The following is a 21,135-nucleotide window of genomic DNA, read 5'->3' as shown; positions in this document are numbered from 1 at the left end:
CTCAGCGCGCTGCGGATCCGGTGTCCGGCCCGCCCTCGGTGTTCACGTGCGGCAGGATCCGGTCCAGCCAACGCGGCGTCCACCAGGCCGCTCTGCCGAGCAGGGTCATCGCCGCCGGAACCAGCAGCAGCCGCACCACCGTCGCGTCGATCAGCACGCTCACGGCCAGGCCGAGACCCAGCATCTTCACCACGATGTTGTCGCTGATCACGAAGGCGGCGAACACGCTCACCATGATGAGCGCGGCGCAGGTGATGACCAGCGCGGTGATCTCCAGAGCGTGCGCGACGCTCGCCTTCGGGTCGCCGGTGCGCAGCCATGCCTCGTGGACCCGGGTGAGCAGGAAGATCTCGTAGTCCATGCTCAGGCCGAAGACGATCGCGAACATCATCATCGGGACGTAACTCTCGACGGGCACCTTGCCCGACACCCCCAGCGCCGGACCGCCCCACCCCCACTGGAAGACGGCCACCACGACCCCGTACGAGGCGGCGATGGACAGGACGTTCAGCACGGCGGCCTTGACCGCGACGAGCAGCCCGCGGAAGACGGCCAGCACGATGAGGAAGGCCAGGGCGACCACCACCGCGATGATCAGCGGCAGCCGGCTGGAGACGATGTCCAGGAAGTCCACCTGGGCGGCGGTCGTTCCCGTCACATAGCCGTGCGCCTTCGTGCCCGAGACGGCGGCGGGCAGCGTGTCGTGGACCAGCCGGTCGGTCAGCCGGGTGGTGGTCTCGTCCTGCGGGGCCTGCTCCGAGTAGGCGGTGCCGACCAGTACGTCCCCGTCCTGGGTGGGCGTCAGCGGGGTGACGGTCGCGGCTCCGGGGACGTCCGTCAGCGCCTTCTGCGCCTGTGAGGCGAGCGCGGAACGGTCCGACGACGGCACCGAGGTCTGGTCGATGACCAGGGTCAGCGGCCCGTTCGAGCCGGGGCCGAAGGCGTGCGTCATCAGGTCGTACGCCCGGCGGTCGGTGAACGACTTCGGGTCGGCGCCGTCCCCGATGTGACCGAGCTGGATGAAGAAGACCGGGACGGCGAGCACCGCGATCACGACCACCCCGCCGGCCAGGAACCACCACGGGCGGCGCTCCACCCGCTGCGCGTACCGGTGCCAGGTGCCGTGAGCCTCCTCGCCGGGCGCGGCGTCCGACTCGGCGACCGGCTTGCGGACCCGGTACTTGTCGATCCGCGGGCCGAGCAGCCCCAGCAGCGCGGGCACCAGGGTGAGCGCTCCGAGGACCGCGGTGACCACGGTGACAGCGGCGGCGACGCCGAGTTTGGAGATGAAGCTGATGCCGGAGACGGACAGCCCGGCCAGGGCGATGACGACCGTGCAGCCGGACACCAGGACCGCGCGCCCGCTGGTGGACACCGCCCGGCCCGCGGCCGTCACCGCTCCGGCGCCGTCCATCAGGCCCTGCCGGTGGCGGGTGATCAGGAACAGCGCGTAGTCGATGCCGACACCGAGGCCGATCATGGTGGCCAGGGTGGGGGCGACCGTGGCGAAGGCGAACGCGGAGGCGAGCAGCCCGAGACAGGCGAGCCCGCAGACGACACCGATCAGCGCGGTCAGCAGGGGCACACCCGCCGCGAGCACGCTGCCGAAGCCGATCACCAGGACCAGGATCGCCACCCCGAAGCCGATGAGTTCGCTGATCCTGTCGTTGGGCTGCGGGCGGGCCAGTTCGCCCAGCGGGCCGCCGTACTCGACGTCGACCCCGGCGGAGCGCAGCGGCTGGACGGCCCGGTCCACGCCGTCGAGGTAGGACGGATCCAGAGTGGAGGGCTGCACATCGAAGCGGACCGTGATGTAGCCGGTCGATCCGTCCGTGGACAGCGGCCCGACGTTCGGGCCCGACTGCGGGGGCGGAGTCGAGCCGTCGGACGGCAGCGGACTCTGCGCGGAGAGCACGTGCGGAAGCTTCTGAAGGCTGCCGATCACCGTGTTCATCTGCGAGCCGAAGTCCGTGAGCGGCTTCGACGTGTCGTGCAGCACGATCTGGCTGCCGTACCCGCCGACGGCCGGATCGTGCTTCTTCAGGACGTTCTGGCCCTTCTGCGCCTGGGACCCGGGCAGGGAGAAATTGTCGGAGTAGTCACCGCCGTACGTGTGGCTCAGGCCCTGGAGCGCCGCGAGGGCGACCAGCCAGCCCACGATCACCGTCACCCAGTGGCGGGCACACCACTCACCGAGCCCGCGCAGCGCGTCCTTCTTCCCGGGCGCCGCCCGGTGGGACCCCGGGCCGTGCGGCGGCTGAGCCAGCGGCATGCGTCTCTCCCAACGGGAACCGGCGCACGCGGGCCGCCGAGATCTGGAGGAGCCTTCCCGCGCGCTGCTCCGGAACGGGGCACCGTGCGACATGAAGAATTAAAGGCTCAAAACGCTGCTGAGGCATGTGCGGACCACCGCCGCGACGGGGCGCCTACGGGGGCCAGGGTCCGAAGGGTCCGACGGGCCCTACGGGGCCTCCACGGTGACCGAGAAGGAGAACCGGTCCCCCCGGTAGCGGATCCGGGCCACGTCGACGACCTGACCCGCCTCGTCGTACGTCACCCCGGTGTAGTGCAGGATCGGCGAGAGCAGCGGGACCTGGAGCAGGTCGGCCGTCACCGGGTCCGCGAGCCGTGCCTCGACCGTGTCGGTGATCCGGCTGATCCGCACCCCCACCCCGTCCCGCAGCACCTTGGTCATCGGCCAGCGCTCCAGGTCGCCGACGTCGACCCGGGCGGCGATCTCCGGGCGGAGCGCGTTCTCCGCCCAGTTGGTGGGCTCCCCGCTGTCGCCGTCGCAGCGCAGCCGGGTGTAGTCGACGATCTCCTCCAGGCCGGGGAAGTACTCGGCGAGCTCACCGGGCACCGGAACCGCGCCGTGCCCCAGTACCGTCGTGCGTTCGCCCGACTGCTGGGCGACGATCGCGTCGATCGACCCCAGCAGCCGGCGCGGAGCGCTCGGGCGGGCGCCGGGGTCGATGAAGGTGCCGCGCCGCCGGTGCCTGGTGATCAGCCCCTCGGTCTCCAGCTCCTTGAGGGCCTGACGCATGGTGAGCACACTGACGCGGTAGTGCCCGGCGAGCTGTTCCTCGGTGGGCAGCCGCAGCGGGTCCTGCGGACGGCGGCCCAGTATCGAGGCGCGCAACGACTGCGAGACCTGGTACCAGAGCGGCAGTCTGCGGTTCAGGACCAGCGAGTCGGGCGCGAAGGCGGTCACCTGGGTCTCCGTACGTACATACGACCGGCTGTCGTTTCCGGTGGAGTATCCCTCAGGCCTTCCAGTGACGTTGCAGCCCCTGCCACACGTCGTCGTACCGGGGCTGGAGGTGTCCCGCGGTCGCCGCCTGCCCGGTCGCCGTCACCGGCCAGCGCGTCTCGAACATGAAGGCCAGCCCGTCGTCGACCTTCTGCGGCTTCAACTCGGCCGCGCTGGCGCGCTCGAAGGTCTCCCGGTCGGGCCCGTGCGCGGACATCATGTTGTGCAGGGAGCCGCCGCCGGGCACGAAGCCGCCCTTGCCCGCGGTCTTCGCGTCGTACGCGCCCTCGATCAGGCCCATGTACTCGCTCATCACATTGCGGTGGAAGTACGGCGGCCGGAAGGTGTCCTCGCCGACCAGCCAGCGCGGCGCGAAGACCACGAAGTCCACACCGGCGAGCCCCGCGGTGTCCGACGGGGAGGTCAGCACCGTGAAGATCGACGGGTCCGGGTGGTCGTAGCTGATGGACCCCAGCACGTTGAACCGGTGCAGGTCGTAGACGTACGGCACGTGGTTGCCGTGCCAGGCGACCACGTCCAGCGGCGAGTGGTCGTAGGTCGCCGACCAGAGGTTCCCGCAGAACTTGTTGATCACCTGTACCGGGCGCTCCGCGGCCTCCCCGTCCTCGTACGCGGCGACCGGGGCCAGGAAGTCCCGTGCGTGCGCGAGGCCGTTGGCGCCGATCGGGCCCAGGTCGGGGAGCTGGAAGGGGCGGCCGTAGTTCTCGCAGACGTACCCGCGGACCGTGTCGTCGAGCGGCTCGACGCGGAACCGCACCCCGCGCGGGATCAGCGCGATCTGTCCGGGCCCGGCGCTCAGCAGCCCCAGTTCGGTACGGATCAGGAGCCCGCCGCGCTCGGGAACGATCAGCAGCTCGCCGTCGGCGTCGCTGAACACCCGGTCGGTCATGGGGGAGTTGGCGTGGTAGAGGTGCACGGCCATCCCGGTGCGCTGCGCCGCGTCGCCGTTGCCGCCCAGGGTCCACAGGCCGGCGAGGAAGTCCGTGCCCGGCGCGGGCTCGGGCAGCGGGTCCCAGCGCAGCCGGTTGGGGTCGGGGACCGTCTCGGTGAACGGCGCCCCGCGCACCGTGCCGTTGTCGATCCGTACGAAGGGCGGGTGCGCGGCCGACGGCCTGATCCGGTAGAGCCAGGAGCGCCGGTTGTGGGCGCGGGGCTCGGTGAAGGCGGAGCCGCTGAGCTGTTCCGCGTACAGGCCGAGCGGTGCGCGCTGCGGGGAGTTCCGCCCGTGCGGCAGGGCGCCGGGCGCCGCCTCCGTGCTGTGTTCGTTGCCGAAGCCGGAGGCGTAGGTCAGTGCCCCGGCCGTCTTCCTGGCCTGCTCGATGCCGCTCATCGCCCGCTCCTGTGCCGAAGGAATCCTATGCTCAACAGTAGGATTGCGGTTACCGCCCGTCAACGGGAGACTTCCCGGGCGGCCGGAGCGCGGCAGGCATCATGGAGCCCATGCCCGATCCGAACGCGCTCCGTCGCGTCCCCGTCCAGCAGCGCAGTGCCGAGCGGCTGACCCGGATACTCGACGCCTGCGCGGAGATCCTCGACGAGGGCGGGTACGAGCAGCTGACCACCCGTGCCGTCGCCGCGCGGGCCGCCGTCCCCATCGGCTCCGTCTACCGTTTCTTCGGCAACAAGCGCGCCATGGCCGACGCCCTGGCCCAGCGCAATCTGGACGGCTACGCGGACCGGGTCGCCGACCGGCTGAGCGCCGTCCCGCCGGCGGACTGGCGTGGTGTGATCGACACCGTGCTGGACGAGTACCTCGGTATGCGGCGTACCGTCCCCGGCTTCGCGTTCGTCGACTTCGGCGGACCAGGGGCCGTGGACGAACCCAATCCGAAGGTCGCCGACCGCCTTTCGGAACTGCTCGCCGCCCACCTCGGCCGCGCGGCGGACGGCAGGCTGCGCCGCAAGGTTCTCGTGGGCGTCGAGGCCACCGACGCCCTGCTCCAACTCGCCTTCCGCGCCCAGCCGTCGGGGGACACCGAGCTGATCGGGGAGACCCGGGAACTGCTGTACGCATACCTCGCGCCGGTGCTGGACTGAGACCGGCCCCGCACCGGGGGTGGGCGCGCGTCCCCGGATCCGGCCCGATCCCTCCCGTACATGCCTACCGGTCGGTATGCTCGGGGCGCCCGTGTGCCACCGCTGTCGCCCCGGGAGGGCCCGTGCTCGCACCTGACGAGGTACCCGCCACCAGCGCGGTCCGTACCGCTCCGCGTATCTGCCCGCTCTGCGAAGCCACCTGCGGACTCACCCTCACCATCGAGGGGACCAGCGTCACCGGGGCCCGCGGTGACCGTGACGACGTCTTCAGCCGCGGCTTCATCTGCCCCAAGGGCGCCTCGTTCGGCGAGCTCGACGCCGACCCCGACCGGCTGCGCGCCCCGCTGATCCGTCAGGGCGGCGCCCTCCGGCAGGCGGGCTGGCAGGAGGCCTTCGACCTGATCGCCGAGCGGATGCGGCCGTTGATCCAGGAGCACGGTCCGCACGCCGTGGGCGTCGTCCTCGGCAACCCGAACGTCCACACCGTCGCCGGGGCCCTCTACCCGCCCGCCCTGCTCGCCGCGCTGGGCACCCACAGCCTCTTCACCGCGAGCACCCTCGACCAGATGCCGAAACACGTGTCCAGCGGACTGCTCTTCGGCGATCCGCTCGCCATCGCGGTGCCCGACCTGGACCGTACGGACCACCTGCTGCTCCTCGGCGCCAACCCCCTGGAGTCCAACGGCAGTCTGTGCACCGCCGGGGACTTCCCCGGCAGACTCAAGGCGCTCCGCCGCCGCGGCGGCACCCTCACCGTCGTCGACCCCCGCCGGACGCGCACGGCGAAAATGGCGGACCGGCATCTCGCCATCCGGCCCGGCGCCGACGCCCTGCTGCTCGCCGCCCTCGTCCACACCCTCTTCGACGAGAAGCTCACCGCCCTCGGAGCGCTCACCGACCACGTCCAGGACCTGGACGAAGTCGAGCAAGCCGTACGGGACTTCACCCCCGAAGCCGTCGCCGGGCCCTGCGACCTGGACGCCGTCACGATCCGTACCCTCGCCCGCGACCTCGCCGCCGCTCCCACGGCCGCCGTCTACGGCCGGGTCGGCAGCAGCACCGTCGAGTTCGGCACCCTGGCCAACTGGCTGGTCGACGTGCTCAACATCCTCACCGGCAACCTCGACCGGCCGGGCGGCGTCCTCTTCCCGCTCTCCGCCACCGGCCGGGCACCGCGCCCCGCGGCCCCCGGCAAGGGCTTCGAACTCGGCCGCTGGCGGAGCAGGGTGAGCGGACACCCCGAGGCCAAGGGCGAACTGCCCATGACCGCGCTGGCCGAGGAGATCGAGACACCCGGCGAGGGGCAGATCCGCGCCCTGATCTCCATCGCCGCGAATCCGGTGCTCTCCGCACCCGACGGGGAGCGCCTCGACCGGGCTCTGGCCGGGCTCGACTTCATGGTGAGCATCGACCCGTACCTCAACGAGACCTCGCGCCACGCGGATGTGGTGCTGCCCCCGCCGCCGCCCTCGCAGAGTGCCCACTTCGACTTCGTCTTCAACGCGCTGGCCGTGCGCAACCAGGTCCGCTACTCACGGCCCGCCGTGCCCCTCGACCCGGGGCTGCTCGACGAGAGCGAGATCCACGCCCGGCTGATCCTGGCCCTGGGGGAGATGCACGGCAGCGACCCCGCCCAGGTCGACGCCGCGATCATCGGCCGGACGCTCAGCAGGGCGGGCGCACCCGCGGAACTGGCCGGGCAGCTCACCGGGCGAACCGGGCCCGAACGGCGCCTCGATCTGATGCTGCGCCTGGGCCCGTACGGCCTCACCCTCGACCAGCTCGTGGACCAGCCGCACGGAATCGATCTGGGACCGCTGCGGCCACGCGTACCGGAGGTGCTCAGGACCCGCAGCGGGCGCATCGAACTCCTCCCGGCCCCCCTCGCGGCCGATCTGCCCCGGCTGCGCCGCTCGCTGACCGCGCGGCCCGCGCCGCTGGTCCTCGTCGGCCGCCGTCATCTGCGCTCCAACAACAGCTGGATGCACAACCTTCCGGCCCTCAACGGCGGCTCCAACGTCTGCACCCTCCAGATCGCTCCGCAGGACGCCGCCCGGCTCGGACTCACCGACGGCGACCGGGCCAGGGTCCGTTCGGCGGGCGGCGAACTCGATGTACCGGTGGAGGTGACCGACGCGGTCAGGGCCGGAGTGGTGAGCCTGCCGCACGGCTGGGGGCACGACAGGAAGGGCACCCGGACGGCCGTCGCAGCCGCCCGCCCCGGGGTCAATGTGAACCAGTTGCTCGACGGTTCCCTGATCGATCCGCTTTCCGGGACCGCTGTGCTGAACGGATTCCCGGTCGAGGTGGAAAGGTCCGTTCAGGCCATTCCCAACCCCTCGGTATGCGGTTAGTTTGCGGACCGGTCGTCACATCAGTTCACAGCCGTCGCGCTGATCGCCCCGAGCGGAATTCCATGTCTCGCGCCATCTCTCTTCGCAGCGTCTCCAAGTCCTACGACCGTGGCGTCCGCGCCGTGGACCGTGTCTCCCTCGACGTGGAACCGGGCGAGTTCCTGGTGCTGCTGGGCCCCTCGGGATGCGGGAAGTCGACCGTCCTGCGCATGGTGGCCGGGCTGGAGGACATCACCGAGGGCGAGCTGCTGCTCGACGGCGCGTACGCCAACCACCTGCCGCCGGGAGAGCGCGGGATGGCCATGGTCTTCCAGAACTTCGCCCTCTACCCGAGCATGACCAGCCGCGACAACATCGGTTTCCCGCTCCGCTTCGAGGCACCCGGGGAGGACTCCGGCCCGCGGGTCGAGGCGACCGCCCGGATGCTCGGCATCGAGGACATCCTGGACCGCTACCCCGGCCAGCTCTCCGGCGGCGAACGGCAGCGCGTCGCCATGGGGCGGGCGATCTCGCGGCGCCCGTCGGTCTTCCTGATGGACGAGCCGCTGTCGAACCTCGACGCCAAGCTGCGCAACCATCTGCGGGCCGAGATCGCGCACCTCACCCGCGAGTTGGGTGTCACGACCGTGTACGTCACCCACGACCAGTCCGAGGCGATGTCACTCGGGGACCGGGTCGCGGTCATGCGCGGCGGGGTGCTCCAGCAGGTCAGTCGGCCACGTGAGGCGTACGGACTGCCGGAGAACGTCTTCGTCGCCGCGTTCATCGGCACCCCGCGCATCAATCTGCTGCAGGCCGTCGTGCACGCGCCGCTGGAGGGCGCGATGTCGATCGATCTCGGCCGGCAGCGGCTGCGGCTGCCCGAACCGCTCAGTACCGACCACCAGTTGCTCCGGATCCAGCAGGGCAGACAGCTCATCGTGGGCCTGCGCTCGGAGGCCGTACGGATCGCTCCGCCCAGCCAGGCCCGCCCCGGCGAGGTCCCGATCAGCGGTCTGGTCGAGCACCTGGAGTACCAGGGGCACGAGGCGCTGGTGCACCTCGACACCGGCTCGCGGCCCGCCGTCGTACCCGACCTGGAGTCGCCCCGCGCAGCCCCGCCGTCGCGGCGCCGCAGGAACCCCCCGCCGGGCGTACTGAACCGGATCAAGGCGCGTGCCGAGCGGCACGTCTCGGGACCCGTCGTGGTCCTCGACGAGCCCCAGGCCCCCCGCCCGGTGCACGCCCCGGACCGGCCCACGCTCGGGGGAAGCGACCTGGTGGTGCGCACCAGCCCCGATCTCCGGGTGCGGACCGGCGCGCAGGTGCCGCTCCTCGTCGACCTCGCCCACCTGTACGTCTTCGACCACTACGGGCGCAGGATCTGCCCGGCGCCGGCGGACCTGCCCGGACTCGACGTCTGATCCGTGGCGGGGCGTGTCCTGGCGCCGGAAAACTAACGGCGCTAGTTTGGGTGCTGGACGACTCACGCGGACGGCCTACGTGAACGGCTCATGGGGTCACGTCGCGTGTACGACGCGGCGGTACCTCGCCGGAGGCTCTGGAGGAGTGCGATGAAGGCCCACGACGGGATGTACATCGGCGGCGAGTGGCGGGCCGCCGCGGGCCAGGACACCATCGCGGTGGTGAATCCCGCGGACGAGCAGGTCATCGGCCGGGTCCCGGCCGGTACGCCGCAGGACGTGGACACCGCGGTGCGGGCCGCCCGCGCGGCTCTCCCCGGCTGGGCCGCGACCCCGCCCGCCGAGCGGGCCGCGCGGATCGCCGCCCTGCGGGACGCCCTCGTCGCCCGCAAGGACGAGATCGCCGAGACCGTCACCGCGGAACTCGGCTCACCGCTGCCGTTCTCGCAGACGGTGCACGCGGGCCTGCCGGCCCTGGTCGCGGGGTCGTACGCCGAACTGGCCGCCACCTACCCCTTCGAGGAGAAGGTCGGCAACTCCACCGTCCTCTCCGAACCGGTCGGCGTCGTCGGCGCGATCACCCCCTGGAACTACCCGCTGCACCAGATCGTGGCCAAGGTGGCCCCGGCGCTCGCCGCGGGCTGCACGGTCGTACTGAAACCGGCCGAGGACACCCCGCTGACGGCCCAGCTGTTCGCCGAGGCCACCGGCGAAGCGGGCCTGCCCGCCGGGGTGTTCAACCTCGTCACCGGGACCGGTCCCGTCGCGGGCCAGGCCCTGGCCGGTCACGACGGCGTCGACCTGGTCTCCTTCACCGGGTCCACCGCCGTGGGCCGGCAGATCGGCGCGGTCGCGGGCGCGGCCGTCAAGCGGGTCGCCCTGGAACTCGGCGGCAAGTCCGCCAACGTGATCCTCCCGAGCGCCGACCTGGCCAAGGCCGTCCATGTCGGGATCGCCAACGTCATGGGCAACTCCGGCCAGACGTGCAGTGCCTGGACGCGGATGCTGGTCCACCGCGACCAGTACGAGGAGGCGGTGGCCCTCGCCGCCGCCGCGATCGGCAAGTACGTACCGGGCGAGCGGGTCGGGCCACTGGTCAACGCCAAGCAGCAGGCCCGCGTGCGCGGCTACATAGCGAAGGGCGTCGAGGAGGGCGCCCGGCTCGTGGCGGGCGGCCCCGAGGCGCCGCTGGACCGGGGCTACTACGTCAGCCCGACCCTCTTCGCCGATGTCACCCCGGAGATGACCATCGCGCAGGAGGAGATCTTCGGCCCGGTCGTCTCGATCCTCCGGTACGAGGACGAGGAGGACGCCCTGCGGATCGCGAACGCAACCGTCTACGGCCTCGCGGGCGCCGTCTGGGCCGCGGACGAGGCGGAGGCCGTCGCCTTCGCCCGGCGGATGGACACCGGTCAGGTCGACATCAACGGCGGCCGGTTCAACCCGCGTGCCCCCTTCGGCGGTTACAAGCAGTCCGGCGTCGGCCGCGAGCTCGGCTCGCACGGCCTCGCCGAGTACCTCCAGACCAAGTCGCTCCAGTTCTGACCCGGCCTTCCGGTTCCGCCCCGGCTCTTCACCTCCGGCCCGGTTCTCCGGTTCCGGGCCGCAAGCCCTCCCGTTCCGAGCAAGGAGTACGTGAACGTGGTCCGCGCCGCCGTCCTGCCCGCTGTCGGTTCTCCCTTGGAGATCACCGACATCGAACTCCCCGAACCCGGCCCCGGCCAGGTGCGGGTCCGTCTCGCCGCCGCCGGGGTCTGCCACTCCGACCTCTCCCTCACCAACGGCACCATGCGGGTGCCCACCCCCGCCGTCCTCGGCCACGAGGGCGCGGGCACCGTCGTCTCCGTCGGCGAAGGCGTCACCCATGTCGCGCCCGGCACCGGCGTGGTGCTCAACTGGGCACCTTCCTGCGGAAGTTGCCACCCGTGCAGGCTGGGCGAGGTGTGGCTCTGCGTCAACGCGCTCGCGGGCGCGGGCCGTGTCCACGCCCGCACGGCCGACGGTACGGAGCTGCACCCGGGCCTGAACGTCGCGGCGTTCGCCGAGGAGACGGTCGTCGCCGCCGACTGCGTCCTCCCGGTGCCGGACGGCATCCCGCTCACCGATGCGGCGCTCCTCGGCTGCGCGGTCCTCACCGGGTACGGCGCGATCCACCACTCCGCGCGGGTCCGTGCGGGCGAGACGGTCGCGGTCCTCGGTGCCGGCGGTGTCGGGCTCGCCACGCTCCAGTCCGCCCGGATCGCCGGGGCGTCGGTGATCGTCGCGGTCGATGTCTCGCCGGAGAAGGAGGAGTTGGCGCGGGCGGCCGGAGCCACCGAGTTCGTGGTCGCGTCCGGCACGACGGCCAAGGACATCCGGAAGCTCACCGGCGGGTCCGGGGTGGATGTCGCCGTCGAGTGCGTCGGCCGCGCGGTGACGATCCGTACGGCCTGGGAGTCGACGCGGCGCGGTGGCCGCACCACGGTGGTCGGCATCGGCGGCAAGGACCAGCAGGTCACGTTCAACGCACTGGAGATCTTCCACTGGGGGCGCACCCTCTCCGGCTGCGTCTACGGGAACTGCGACCCGGCGGTGGACCTACCGGTGCTGGCCGGGCATGTGCGGGCGGGGCGCCTCGACCTGGCCGCGCTGGTCACCGAACGCATCGCGCTCGACGGGATTCCGGCCGCCTTCGAGAACATGATCGCGGGCAGGGGAGGCCGGGCGCTGGTGGTGTTCTGAGGGTGGTCGAGCGCACCAGGGCCGAGCTCCGCAGGACCGCTCAGGGCCTCTCGTCCGGATCAGGGTCGGGCGGCGGCAGAGGGGGCACGTTCTCCGGTGGCCGTGCCTCCAGGGTGCGTCAGTGAACCTTAGGCGCGGGCCGAACGGTCTCGTACTGCAGCGCCAGGCCGTCCACCAGCGCCCTGAGCCCCGTCTCGAAGGCGCCCTCGTCGACCTTCTGCTGCCGGTCGGCGAGCAGATGGGCCTGCCCGAGGTGCGGGTAGTCCGCCGGGTCGTACGCCGTCTCGTCGTCGACGAAGCCGCGGGCGAACGAGCCGAGCGCCGAGCCGGTGACGAAGTACCGCATCAGCGCCCCGATGTAGGTCGCCTGAGCGGGCGGCCAGCCCGCCCGGACCATCGCGCCGAACACCGCGTCGGCCACCCGCAGCCCCGCGGGGCGGCGGCCGGGGCCCCGTGCCAGTACCGGCACCACGTTGGGGTGCTCGGTGAGGGCCGCTCGGTAGGAGACGGCCCAGTCGTGCAGCGCCGTCCGCCAGTCGCGGGTGTCGTCCTCGTCGAACATCGACAGGTCGATCTGCGCGGAGAGGGCGTCGGCGACCGCTTCGAGGATCTCGTCCTTGGTGCGGAAGTGGTTGTAGAGCGAGGGCCCGCTGACCCCCAGTTCGGCGGCGAGCCGACGGGTGGAGACGGCCCCGAGCCCCTCGGAGTCCACGAGGGCGCTCGCGGTCGCGACGATGCGCTCCCTGCTGAGGAGGGGCTTGCGTGGGCGGGCCATGGCGCACATAGTAGGGCCTGCCAGCCAAAAACTAGCAGTGCTAATTAAAACGAGGTGCCCCATGAACCTGGAGCTCAGTGAGGAGCAGTCCGCCGTACAGCAGCTCGCCCAGGACTTCGTACGGCGCGAGATCAGCCCGTACGTCGTCGAGTGGGACCGCGCCGAGAGCGTCGACCGCTCCCTGGTGCGCAAGCTCGGCGAGGTGGGCTTCCTCGGGCTGACGGTCCCCGAGGAGTACGGGGGCTCTGGCGGCGACCACCTCTCTTACTGCCTCGTCACCGAGGAACTGGGCCGTGGCGACTCCTCGGTGCGCGGCATCGTCTCGGTCTCGCTGGGGCTGGTGGCCAAGACCGTCGCGCACTGGGGCAGCGAGGAGCAGAAGCGGCGCTGGCTGCCCGGCCTGACCTCCGGCGAACTGATCGGCTGCTTCGGCCTCACCGAGCCGGGCACCGGATCCGACGCCGGGAACCTCACCACGCGGGCCGTCCGGGCCGGCGGCGACTACGTCGTCAACGGCTCCAAGATGTTCATCACCAACGGCACCTGGGCCGATGTGGTGCTCCTCTTCGCACGCTCCACGGACGCCCCGGGCCACCGCGGGGTGTCCGCGTTCCTGGTCCCCACCGACACTCCGGGACTCACCCGCCGCACCGTCCACGGCAAGCTCGGGCTGCGCGGCCAGGCCACCGCCGAGCTGACCTTCGAGGACGTACGGATCCCGGCCGCCGCGATGCTGGCCCCCGAGGGCAAGGGCTTCTCGGTCGCGATGTCCGCGCTGGCGAAGGGGCGGATGTCGGTGGCCGCGGGCTGTGTGGGCATCGCGCAGGCGGCGCTCGACTGCGCGGTGGCGTACGCGACCGAACGCGAGCAGTTCGGCAGGACCATCGCCCACCACCAACTCGTCCAGGAGCTGATCACCGACATCGCGGTGGATGTGGACGCCGCCCGACTGCTGACCTGGCGGGTCGCCGATCTGATCGACCGGGGGGAGCCGTTCGCCACCGAGTCGTCCAAGGCGAAACTCTTCGCTTCGGAGGCCGCCGTACGGGCCGCGAACAACGCCCTCCAGGTCTTCGGCGGTTACGGCTACATCGACGAGTACCCGGTGGGCAAGCTGCTGCGCGACGCCCGGGTGATGACGCTGTACGAGGGCACCAGTCAGATCCAGAAGCTCGTCATCGGCCGTGCGCTGACCGGGGTTTCCGCGTTCTGACCACCAGGGCTGATCATCAGGGCTGACCGCCAGGCCTGACCGCCAGGCCTGAGTACGCGGCCTGAGTATCCGGGCGGATGTGGCACCGGGCGCGTCCGCCGATGCTGGCGGTATGAGTGACACACCGGTCAAGCCGCAGAACACCGCCGCGTACTTCGGGCAGGCCGTCGCCTCCTTCGGGATCGCGCTGGCCGCGATGGCCCTGGGGATCCTGAACCTGGACGTCGATGTCTGGGTGCGGGCCTTCCTCGGTCTCGGGCTGCTCTATCTCACGACGTCCGCCTTCACCCTCGCCAAGATCATCAGGGACCGGCAGGAGGCCGGGCAGATCGTGACCCGCGTCGACCAGGCCCGGCTGGAGAAGCTGCTGGCCGAGCACGACCCGTTCCAGAAGCTCTGACGCCTGTTTCTAAGCGCTTGCTCACCCTCGGGGTAGGGTGTGGATCCTGCACCGGAGCTGTACCAGCGGTGCGCCGGACTGCGTCACGGGTGGAGGAGCGAGCAATGAGCACGGCGGAGGAGACGGCCCGCGGCGACGATCAGCCGTGGGCCGAGGTCGGTCCCGAAGCTGCCAGGCGGCTGCTCGTCGCCGCTGTCGAGGCCTTCGCCGAACGCGGCTACCACGCGACGACCACACGTGACATCGCGGGCCGGGCCGGGATGAGCCCGGCCGCGCTCTACATCCACTACAAGACCAAGGAAGAGCTGCTCCACCGGATCAGCCGGATCGGCCACGAGAAGGCGCTGGAGATCCTGGAGACGGCGGCGGACGGCGACGGCACCCCCAGCGAGCGGCTAGCCGCGGCCGTCCGCTCCTTCGTCCGGTGGCACGCCGGGCACCACATGACGGCGCGCGTCGTGCAGTACGAGCTCGACGCGCTGGGTGACGAGCACCGCACGGAGATCGTCGGACTGCGCAGGCGCAGCGACGACGCGGTGCGCCGGATCATCGACGACGGGGTGCGGACAGGGGAGTTCGACGTGCCCTACGTCCCCGGCACCGCGCTGGCCGTGCTCTCGCTCTGCATCGATGTGGCGCGCTGGTTCAACGTCGAAGGACGCAGCACGCCCGACGAGGTCGGCGTGTTCTACGCCGACCTCGTCCTGCGCATGGTCACGGCCCCGGACCGGGCCCGGAAGTAGCCCTGGCCCAGTAGCAGTGCGGACACAGGAGCAGTCCCGGTTCAGAAGTAGTAGCGGGACACCGACTCCGCCACGCACACCGGCTTCTCGCTGCCCTCGCGCTCGACCGTGACGGCTGCGGTCACCTGCACGCCCCCGCCCGCCTCGGACACATCGGTGAGGACCGCGGTCGCCCGCAGCCGTGAACCGACCGGCACGGTGGCCGGGAAGCGCACCTTGTTGGTGCCGTAGTTGATGCCCATCTTCATGCCCTCGACCCGGAGGATCTGCGGAACGAAGGTGGGCAGCAGCGACAGCGTGAGGTACCCGTGCGCGATCGTCGTCCCGAACGGACCGTCCGCGGCCTTCACCGGATCCACGTGGATCCACTGGTGGTCCCCGGTGGCGTCGGCGAAGAGGTCGATCCGCTTCTGGTCGATCTGCAGCCACTCGCTCTGCCCCAACTGCTCGCCGACCCCGGCGCGCAGTTCCTCGGCGGATGTGAAGATCCTCGGCTCTGCCATGTTCGTGGTCCTGCCTTCCCGACGGAGTGTCCAAGCGCTTGCTCAGCATCGTCGGGTGCGCCGGTTCCTGTCAACGACCGGCCGTCCGGCCGCGGGCAGTAGGGTTCGATGAGTGCCGCAGATTCCAGAGAAGATCCATGAACTCACGGTCGGCCAGCTCTCCGCGCGCAGCGGGGCCGCCGTCTCCGCCCTGCACTTCTACGAGACCAAGGGCCTGATCAGCAGCCGCAGGACGAGCGGCAACCAGCGCCGCTACAGCCGTGACGCGCTGCGCCGGGTCGCCTTCGTACGCGCGGCACAGCGTGTCGGTATCCCGCTCGCCACGATCAGGAAGGCGCTCGCGGAACTGCCCGACGAGCGCACCCCCACCCGTGAGGACTGGGCGCGGCTCTCCGCCGCCTGGCGCTCCGAACTCGACCAGCGCATCGATCAGCTCGGCCGGCTCCGCGACCACCTCACGGACTGCATCGGCTGCGGCTGTCTGTCGCTGGAGAACTGTGTGCTGTCCAACCCGGACGACGTCGTCGGCGACCGGATCGTCGGATCGAGGCTGCTCCCCGGGGTGTCCGCGAAGCCCTGACCGCCCGTAGCCCCTGACCGCCGTAGCCCCTGACCACCCGTAGATCCGGACGCCCCGGAAGCCGCGGACCGCCCGGAAGTCCCTGGCCGCCCGGGTGTTCAGGCCGCCGAGGCGAGTTCCGTGTGCCGGTTCTTCCTGGCGCGGGCCAGTGCGACCGGGGTGAGGACCGGCTGGGGCACCAGGATCCCGCAGCGGGTGCAGACCGGGCCGGTCCACGGCTGCCTGGCGGACCCCGGGGTCCAGGTGATCGTTTTCTCGGCGCACACCGGGCAGGCCGTCGCGGGTTCCCCCCGGAGGGCGGAAATCAGCCGCCGCAATACCTCCGCCAGCGGCCGGGAAGGGTGCACCGCGGGGTCCCCGCACCAGGCGACACCGCACCCGCCCCAGGTCTGCCGGTGCCAGTCGTCGAAGGCGCCGGGACTGCGCAGGCCGTCGTGCTTCTCCCGCTTGCGGCGCTCCGCGAACTCCGCCTCGTAGGCGAGCCAGACGGCCCGTGCCTCCTCCAGTTCGTCGAGTGCGGCCATCAGCCGCGCCGGGTCGGGTGCCCGGTCCTCGGGCTCGATCCGGTGCCTGGCACACAGATGGTCCCAGGTCGCCCGGTGTCCGTAAGGGGCAAACCTCTCCAGGCACTTGCGCAGCGAATACCTCCGCAGGGCCAGATCGTGGTGCGGGTCGCGCACCTGTCTCGCGAGACTCCGGAAACCGGCCATCGCACTGCCACCTCCGTCGCTGATACATCGGCGTCATGTAGTGGACGTACGACTACCCGATTCGGCTCCATCGAATTTCCGATGACTGTCCTCGGTCGATGCGCCTTCCCTGGAACCCGTGTGGTGATTCGGAAAAGGTGACGCATGTTCACCTTACTGGCGGGTCACTTCGCCAGTAACGTCCGTCGAATCCGCTTCCCCTTCAGGAGCATGCATGCGACGACGTACCGGAAAACTCAGAACTGCCATCGCTGTAGCGGTGTTCGCACTGGGCGCGGGCCTGATGACACCGCTGCCGCAGGCGACCGCCGCGGCCGCGGACCCCGTCACCGACTACTGCAACAACCAGTGCAACGACATCATGCCGCCCGGCGAGAACGGCAACGCCACCCTCGCCGACATCCTCGGCAACCGTGCGTTCGGCACCCGCCCGGACCACAGCGCCGACCAGCTCGGACCGTACGACGCGCTGCCCGCGGGCGCCCCGTCCCTCACGGACGCGACGCTCAGCAACTTCTTCAACGACGCCTCGTTCGGGGTGCCCGCCGATCAGGTCGCCTCGGTCACCGCACCGCGCAACGACGTCACCATCACCCGGGACAAGAAGACCGGGGTGCCCCACATCAAGGGCACCACGCGGTACGGAACCGAGTTCGGCGCCGGCTACGCGGCCGGGCAGGACCGGCTCTGGCTGATGGACCTCTTCCGGCACATCGGGCGCGGCGAACTCACCTCGTTCGCCGGTGGTGCGCCCGCCAACCAGGGCCTGGAGCAGGAGTTCTGGCCGCAGGCCCCGTACACCGAGCAGGACCTCCAGGACCAGGCCGACCGCATCGCCGCCGGGAGTGCGCGCGGCAAGCAGGCCATGGAGGACGCCCAGGCGTACGTGGACGGCATCAACGACTACCGGCAGAAGGCCAAGGACGGCCGCTACTTCCCCGGTGAGTACGTCCTCACCGGGAAGATCGACGCCATCACCAACGCCGGTGAGATCGAGCCGTTCAAGATCACCGACATGATCGCGCTCGCCTCGGTCGTCGGCGGACTCTTCGGCGGTGGCGGGGGCGGCGAGGTCCAGGCCGCGCTCTCGCTGCTCTCCGCGCAGCAGAAGTACGGCGTCACCGAGGGCAGCAAGGTCTGGGAGTCCTTCCGGGAGCGCAACGACCCGGAGGCGACCCTCACCGTCCACGACGGCACCAGCTTCCCCTACGCGGAGAAGCCGGCCGACCCGAAGGGCACGGCCATGCCGGACCCGGGCTCGGTCAAGTCCGAACCGCTGATCTACGACCAGGTGGGCGGCGCCAAGACCGACGCCAAGACCCCGGTGAACGCCCCGAAGAAGCTCAAGCCGGTCCAGGGCATGTACGACGACGGAGTGCTGCCCGCCCATCTGTTCAGCAGCAAGAAGGGCATGTCCAACGCCCTCGTGGTCTCCGGTCAGCACACCGCGAGCGGGAACCCCATCGCCGTGTTCGGCCCGCAGACCGGGTACTTCCTGCCGCAGCTGCTGATGCTCCAGGAGATCCAGGGTCCCGGGATCAGTGCCCGCGGTGCCTCGTTCGCCGGTGTCGGCATGTACGTCCAGCTGGGCCGCGGCCAGGACTACGCCTGGAGCGCCACCTCGGCGGGCCAGGACATCACCGACACCTTCGCCGTCGAGCTGTGCCAGGACGACACCCACTACCTCTACCACGGCGTCTGCACGCCGATGGAGAAGATGGAGCGGACCAACTCCTGGTCGCCCACGGTCGCCGACTCCACGGCGGCGGGCTCGTACCGGATGCAGGTCTACCGGACCAAGTACGGCATCGTGACGCACCGGGCCACCGTGGGCGGCAAACCCGTCGCCTACACCTCGCTGCGCAGCACGTACCAGCACGAGGCCGACTCGGTCGTCGGCTTCCAGATGATGAACGACCCGTCGTACGTGAAGGACGCGAAGACCTTCCAGGAGGCCGCCGACCACGTCGGCTACACCTTCAACTGGTTCTACGCGGACTCCCGTCAGGCCGCGTACTTCAACAGCGGCATGAACCCGGTGCGCGCCGCCGGTGTGGACGCCTCGCTGCCCGTGCTGGCCGAACCGGCCTACGAGTGGAAGGGTTTCGACCCCGACAAGCACACCACCGACGTGACCCCGGCCGCCGAGCACCCGCAGTCCGTCGGCCAGGACTACTACGTCTCCTGGAACAACAAGCAGGCCAAGGACTTCACGTCCGCCGGGTTCGGCAACGGCTCGGTGCACCGGGTCGACCTGCTCGGTGACCGGGTGGCGAAACTCGTCGCCAAGGGCGGCGTGACCCGTGCCGATCTGACCCGCGCCATGGGTACGGCGGCCGTCACCGATCTGCGCGGCGAGGACGTCCTGCCCGAACTGCTGGACGTCGTACGGAGCAAGCCGGTCACCGACCCGGCGCAGGCCAAGGCCGTCGAGCAGCTGGAAGCCTGGGTGTCCGACGGCAGTCAGCGCAAGGAGAACGCCCAGAGTTCGCACGTCTACACCCACCCGGACGCGGTGCGGATCATGGACGCCTGGTGGCCGCTGCTCGTCGAGGCCGAGTTCAAGCCGGGCCTCGGTGACGATCTCTACTCGGCGCTCACCGCCAACCTCAGCACCGACGAGTCCCCCTCGGCCGGACACGGGCCCACCGGGGCGCACGCCGGATCGGCCTTCCAGTACGGCTGGTGGAGCTATGTCGACAAGGACATCCGCACGGTGCTGGGCCGTCCGGTCAAGGGCGGACTGGCCAAGACGTACTGCGGGGGAGGCGACCTGAGCGGGTGCCGCGACATCCTGCTCGACACCCTCACCCAGGCCGCGGCCAAGACCCCGGCCCAGGTCTACCCCGGCGACGCCAGTTGCTCCGCCGGTGACCAGTGGTGCTCGGACGCGATCATCCAGCGTCCGCTGGGCGGGCTCCAGTTCTGGCCGATCACCTGGCAGAACCGGCCCACGTACCAGCAGGTCGTGGAGTTCCCCTCGCACCGCTAGGGGAGTCCGGGAACAGTAGTCCGCGGGCCGGGCCGGGAACTCCGGTCCGGCCCGCGGCAGTTCGCCGGTGTGGGGGGCCGGTCAGCGGTACGTCAGGTACCTCTTCCGTACGGCGCGGAAGGCGGCCAGCTCGCCCTGCCAGGCTCCCACCACCTCGTCGGTGGACGCGCCCGCGTCGATCATCGTGCGGACCGCGGTGGAGCCCGTGAGGGTGTCGATCCAGTTGTCGGGCCGCCAGGCGAACCCGTCCCAGACCTTCTTCGCCGTCACCAGCAGGCCGATCGCCGTACGCACCGGGTCGAACAACTCGCGGTCCTGCACGTGGAGTTGGACGCCACCGACGGTCTTGCCCGCGAACTTCGAGAACGTCGGCGCGAAGTACGCCTCACGGAAGGTGACCCCGGGCAGCTCCAGCGCCCGCGCCGCCTCCGCCCACCGGCGGTCGATGCCCTCGGCGCCCAGCAGTTCGAACGGCCGGGTGGTACCCCGCCCCTCGGAGAGGTTCGTGCCCTCGAAGAGACAGGTCCCCGAGTACACCAGGGCGGTGTCGGGTGTCGGCATGTTGGGGCTCGGCGGCACCCAGGGCAGTCCCGTCGCGTCGAAGAAGTCGCCGCGCCGCCAGCCCGACATGGACACGGTCTCCAGCCGCACCGGCTCGGCCAGGAACTCACCGTTGAACAGCCGGGCCAGCTCCGTCACCGTCATGCCGTGGGCCTGGGAGATGGGCTTGCGCCCGACGAACGTCGCGAACTCCTTGTGCAGCACGGGGCCGAGGGCCGCCCGGCCGGTGACCGGGTTCGGACGGTCGAGCACCACGAACCGCTTGCCCGCGAGCGCCGCCGCCTCCATGCAGTCGTACAGCGTCCAGATGTACGTGTAGAAGCGGGCGCCCGCGTCCTGGATGTCGAAGACGACCGTGTCCACGCCCGACGCGGTGAAGATGTCCGCGAGGGCGCTGCCGCTCCTGGTGTACGTGTCGTAGACCGGCAAGCCGGTCGCCGGGTCGTCGTAGCGCCCCTCGGAGCCGCCGGCCTGGGCCGTGCCGCGGAACCCGTGCTCCGGACCGAAGACGGCGGTCAGCTTCACCCGCTTGTCGGCGTGCATGACATCGACGATGTGCCGGACGTCGTGGGTGATCCCGGTCGGGTTGGTGACGATGCCGACCCGCTGCCCGTCGAGCAGGCCGTAGCCGTCGGCGGCCAGCCGGTCGAAACCGGTACGCACCCGGCCGCGCGCGGGGTCGGCCGAGGCCGCCCCCGGCGTGGCCGCCACCATCCCCACGGCGCCGCCCGCGGCCAGCAGTCCCCGCCTGGACAAGTTCATCGCGCTACCTCCATGATCTCGCCGACTGTCATGGGCACGCAGGCTAGCCCGCACCCCTTCCCCTGTGACATACCGACTGGTTAGTCTGCTGGTGCATTCAACGGAGAGGC

General features: G+C 71.0%; 17 protein-coding genes. 10 read left to right on the top strand and 7 right to left on the bottom strand.

Annotated features, from left to right (window positions below):
* Position 1: 1 nt before the first annotated feature.
* The 3 genes from OG709_RS06560 to hmgA all read right to left on the bottom strand — a co-directional run bounded on the left by OG709_RS06560 (position 2) and on the right by hmgA (position 4,601).
* Positions 2 to 2,272 carry an MMPL family transporter gene (locus OG709_RS06560; protein WP_329165212.1) on the bottom strand — a complete coding sequence of 757 codons (2,271 nt, stop codon included), beginning with the start codon at positions 2,270 to 2,272 and terminating at the stop codon, positions 2 to 4.
* Between the two features lie 189 nt (positions 2,273 to 2,461).
* Positions 2,462 to 3,211, bottom strand: coding sequence for a GntR family transcriptional regulator (locus OG709_RS06555; RefSeq protein ID WP_266643831.1), 750 nt, complete (start codon positions 3,209 to 3,211; stop codon positions 2,462 to 2,464).
* 52 nt (positions 3,212 to 3,263) lie between these two features.
* Positions 3,264 to 4,601 (bottom strand): homogentisate 1,2-dioxygenase, encoded by a 1,338-nt coding sequence (gene hmgA, locus OG709_RS06550; RefSeq protein WP_250303214.1) that lies wholly within the window; start codon positions 4,599 to 4,601, stop codon positions 3,264 to 3,266.
* Between the two features lie 101 nt (positions 4,602 to 4,702).
* Between hmgA and OG709_RS06545 the strand changes: the two genes are divergently transcribed.
* From OG709_RS06545 to OG709_RS06525, 5 genes are all read left to right on the top strand, one after another.
* A complete protein-coding gene (locus OG709_RS06545; RefSeq protein ID WP_250303215.1) occupies positions 4,703 to 5,308 on the top strand; it encodes a TetR family transcriptional regulator in 606 nt (201 codons plus the stop codon).
* 122 nt (positions 5,309 to 5,430) lie between these two features.
* Positions 5,431 to 7,662, top strand: a complete 2,232-nt coding sequence (locus OG709_RS06540) for a molybdopterin oxidoreductase family protein (protein ID WP_250303216.1) — start codon at positions 5,431 to 5,433, stop codon at positions 7,660 to 7,662.
* Between the two features lie 62 nt (positions 7,663 to 7,724).
* Positions 7,725 to 9,065: an ABC transporter ATP-binding protein gene (locus tag OG709_RS06535; RefSeq protein WP_250303217.1), complete on the top strand. Its 1,341-nt coding sequence runs from the start codon at positions 7,725 to 7,727 to the stop codon at positions 9,063 to 9,065.
* Between the two features lie 150 nt (positions 9,066 to 9,215).
* The gene (locus OG709_RS06530; protein ID WP_329165209.1) at positions 9,216 to 10,610 is read left to right on the top strand and encodes an aldehyde dehydrogenase family protein; all 1,395 of its coding nucleotides are present in this window, start codon (positions 9,216 to 9,218) and stop codon (positions 10,608 to 10,610) included.
* A 96-nt stretch (positions 10,611 to 10,706) separates the two neighbouring features.
* The gene (locus OG709_RS06525; RefSeq protein ID WP_329169063.1) at positions 10,707 to 11,786 is read left to right on the top strand and encodes a Zn-dependent alcohol dehydrogenase; all 1,080 of its coding nucleotides are present in this window, start codon (positions 10,707 to 10,709) and stop codon (positions 11,784 to 11,786) included.
* Positions 11,787 to 11,904: 118 nt separating this feature from the next.
* Here OG709_RS06525 and OG709_RS06520 read toward each other — a convergent pair whose 3' ends face one another.
* The gene (locus OG709_RS06520; protein WP_250303219.1) at positions 11,905 to 12,561 is read right to left on the bottom strand and encodes a TetR/AcrR family transcriptional regulator; all 657 of its coding nucleotides are present in this window, start codon (positions 12,559 to 12,561) and stop codon (positions 11,905 to 11,907) included.
* Positions 12,562 to 12,622: 61 nt separating this feature from the next.
* Between OG709_RS06520 and OG709_RS06515 the strand changes: the two genes are divergently transcribed.
* The 3 genes from OG709_RS06515 to OG709_RS06505 all read left to right on the top strand — a co-directional run bounded on the left by OG709_RS06515 (position 12,623) and on the right by OG709_RS06505 (position 14,917).
* Entirely contained in the window at positions 12,623 to 13,774 is a 1,152-nt protein-coding gene (locus OG709_RS06515; RefSeq protein WP_326695138.1) for an acyl-CoA dehydrogenase family protein, read from the top strand.
* 112 nt (positions 13,775 to 13,886) lie between these two features.
* Complete coding sequence (locus tag OG709_RS06510) at positions 13,887 to 14,174, top strand: YiaA/YiaB family inner membrane protein (RefSeq protein WP_250303221.1); 288 nt, start codon at positions 13,887 to 13,889, stop codon at positions 14,172 to 14,174.
* A gap of 104 nt (positions 14,175 to 14,278) precedes the next feature.
* Positions 14,279 to 14,917 carry a TetR/AcrR family transcriptional regulator gene (locus OG709_RS06505; RefSeq protein ID WP_250303222.1) on the top strand — a complete coding sequence of 213 codons (639 nt, stop codon included), beginning with the start codon at positions 14,279 to 14,281 and terminating at the stop codon, positions 14,915 to 14,917.
* Between the two features lie 41 nt (positions 14,918 to 14,958).
* Here OG709_RS06505 and OG709_RS06500 read toward each other — a convergent pair whose 3' ends face one another.
* Positions 14,959 to 15,420 (bottom strand): MaoC family dehydratase, encoded by a 462-nt coding sequence (locus OG709_RS06500; RefSeq protein WP_250303223.1) that lies wholly within the window; start codon positions 15,418 to 15,420, stop codon positions 14,959 to 14,961.
* Between the two features lie 112 nt (positions 15,421 to 15,532).
* Here OG709_RS06500 and soxR point away from each other — a divergent pair, with 112 nt between their 5' ends.
* Entirely contained in the window at positions 15,533 to 16,000 is a 468-nt protein-coding gene (soxR, locus tag OG709_RS06495; protein WP_250303224.1) for a redox-sensitive transcriptional activator SoxR, read from the top strand.
* Positions 16,001 to 16,098: 98 nt separating this feature from the next.
* On the opposite strand, the gene OG709_RS06490 is transcribed toward soxR, so the two are convergent.
* The gene (locus OG709_RS06490; RefSeq protein WP_250303225.1) at positions 16,099 to 16,710 is read right to left on the bottom strand and encodes a hypothetical protein; all 612 of its coding nucleotides are present in this window, start codon (positions 16,708 to 16,710) and stop codon (positions 16,099 to 16,101) included.
* 214 nt (positions 16,711 to 16,924) lie between these two features.
* Between OG709_RS06490 and OG709_RS06485 the strand changes: the two genes are divergently transcribed.
* On the top strand, positions 16,925 to 19,702 hold the full coding sequence (locus tag OG709_RS06485) for a penicillin acylase family protein (protein ID WP_250303226.1): 2,778 nt from the start codon (positions 16,925 to 16,927) through the stop codon (positions 19,700 to 19,702).
* 81 nt (positions 19,703 to 19,783) lie between these two features.
* Here OG709_RS06485 and OG709_RS06480 read toward each other — a convergent pair whose 3' ends face one another.
* Positions 19,784 to 21,025, bottom strand: coding sequence for an exo-beta-N-acetylmuramidase NamZ family protein (locus tag OG709_RS06480; RefSeq protein WP_250303227.1), 1,242 nt, complete (start codon positions 21,023 to 21,025; stop codon positions 19,784 to 19,786).
* Positions 21,026 to 21,135: the final 110 nt, after the last annotated feature.

This window comes from Streptomyces sp. NBC_01267 (assembly GCF_036241575.1).
Classification (GTDB): domain Bacteria; phylum Actinomycetota; class Actinomycetes; order Streptomycetales; family Streptomycetaceae; genus Streptomyces.
The sequence above is the reverse complement of the archived record's forward strand: the minus strand, read 5'-3'. Positions and strand labels throughout refer to the sequence as shown.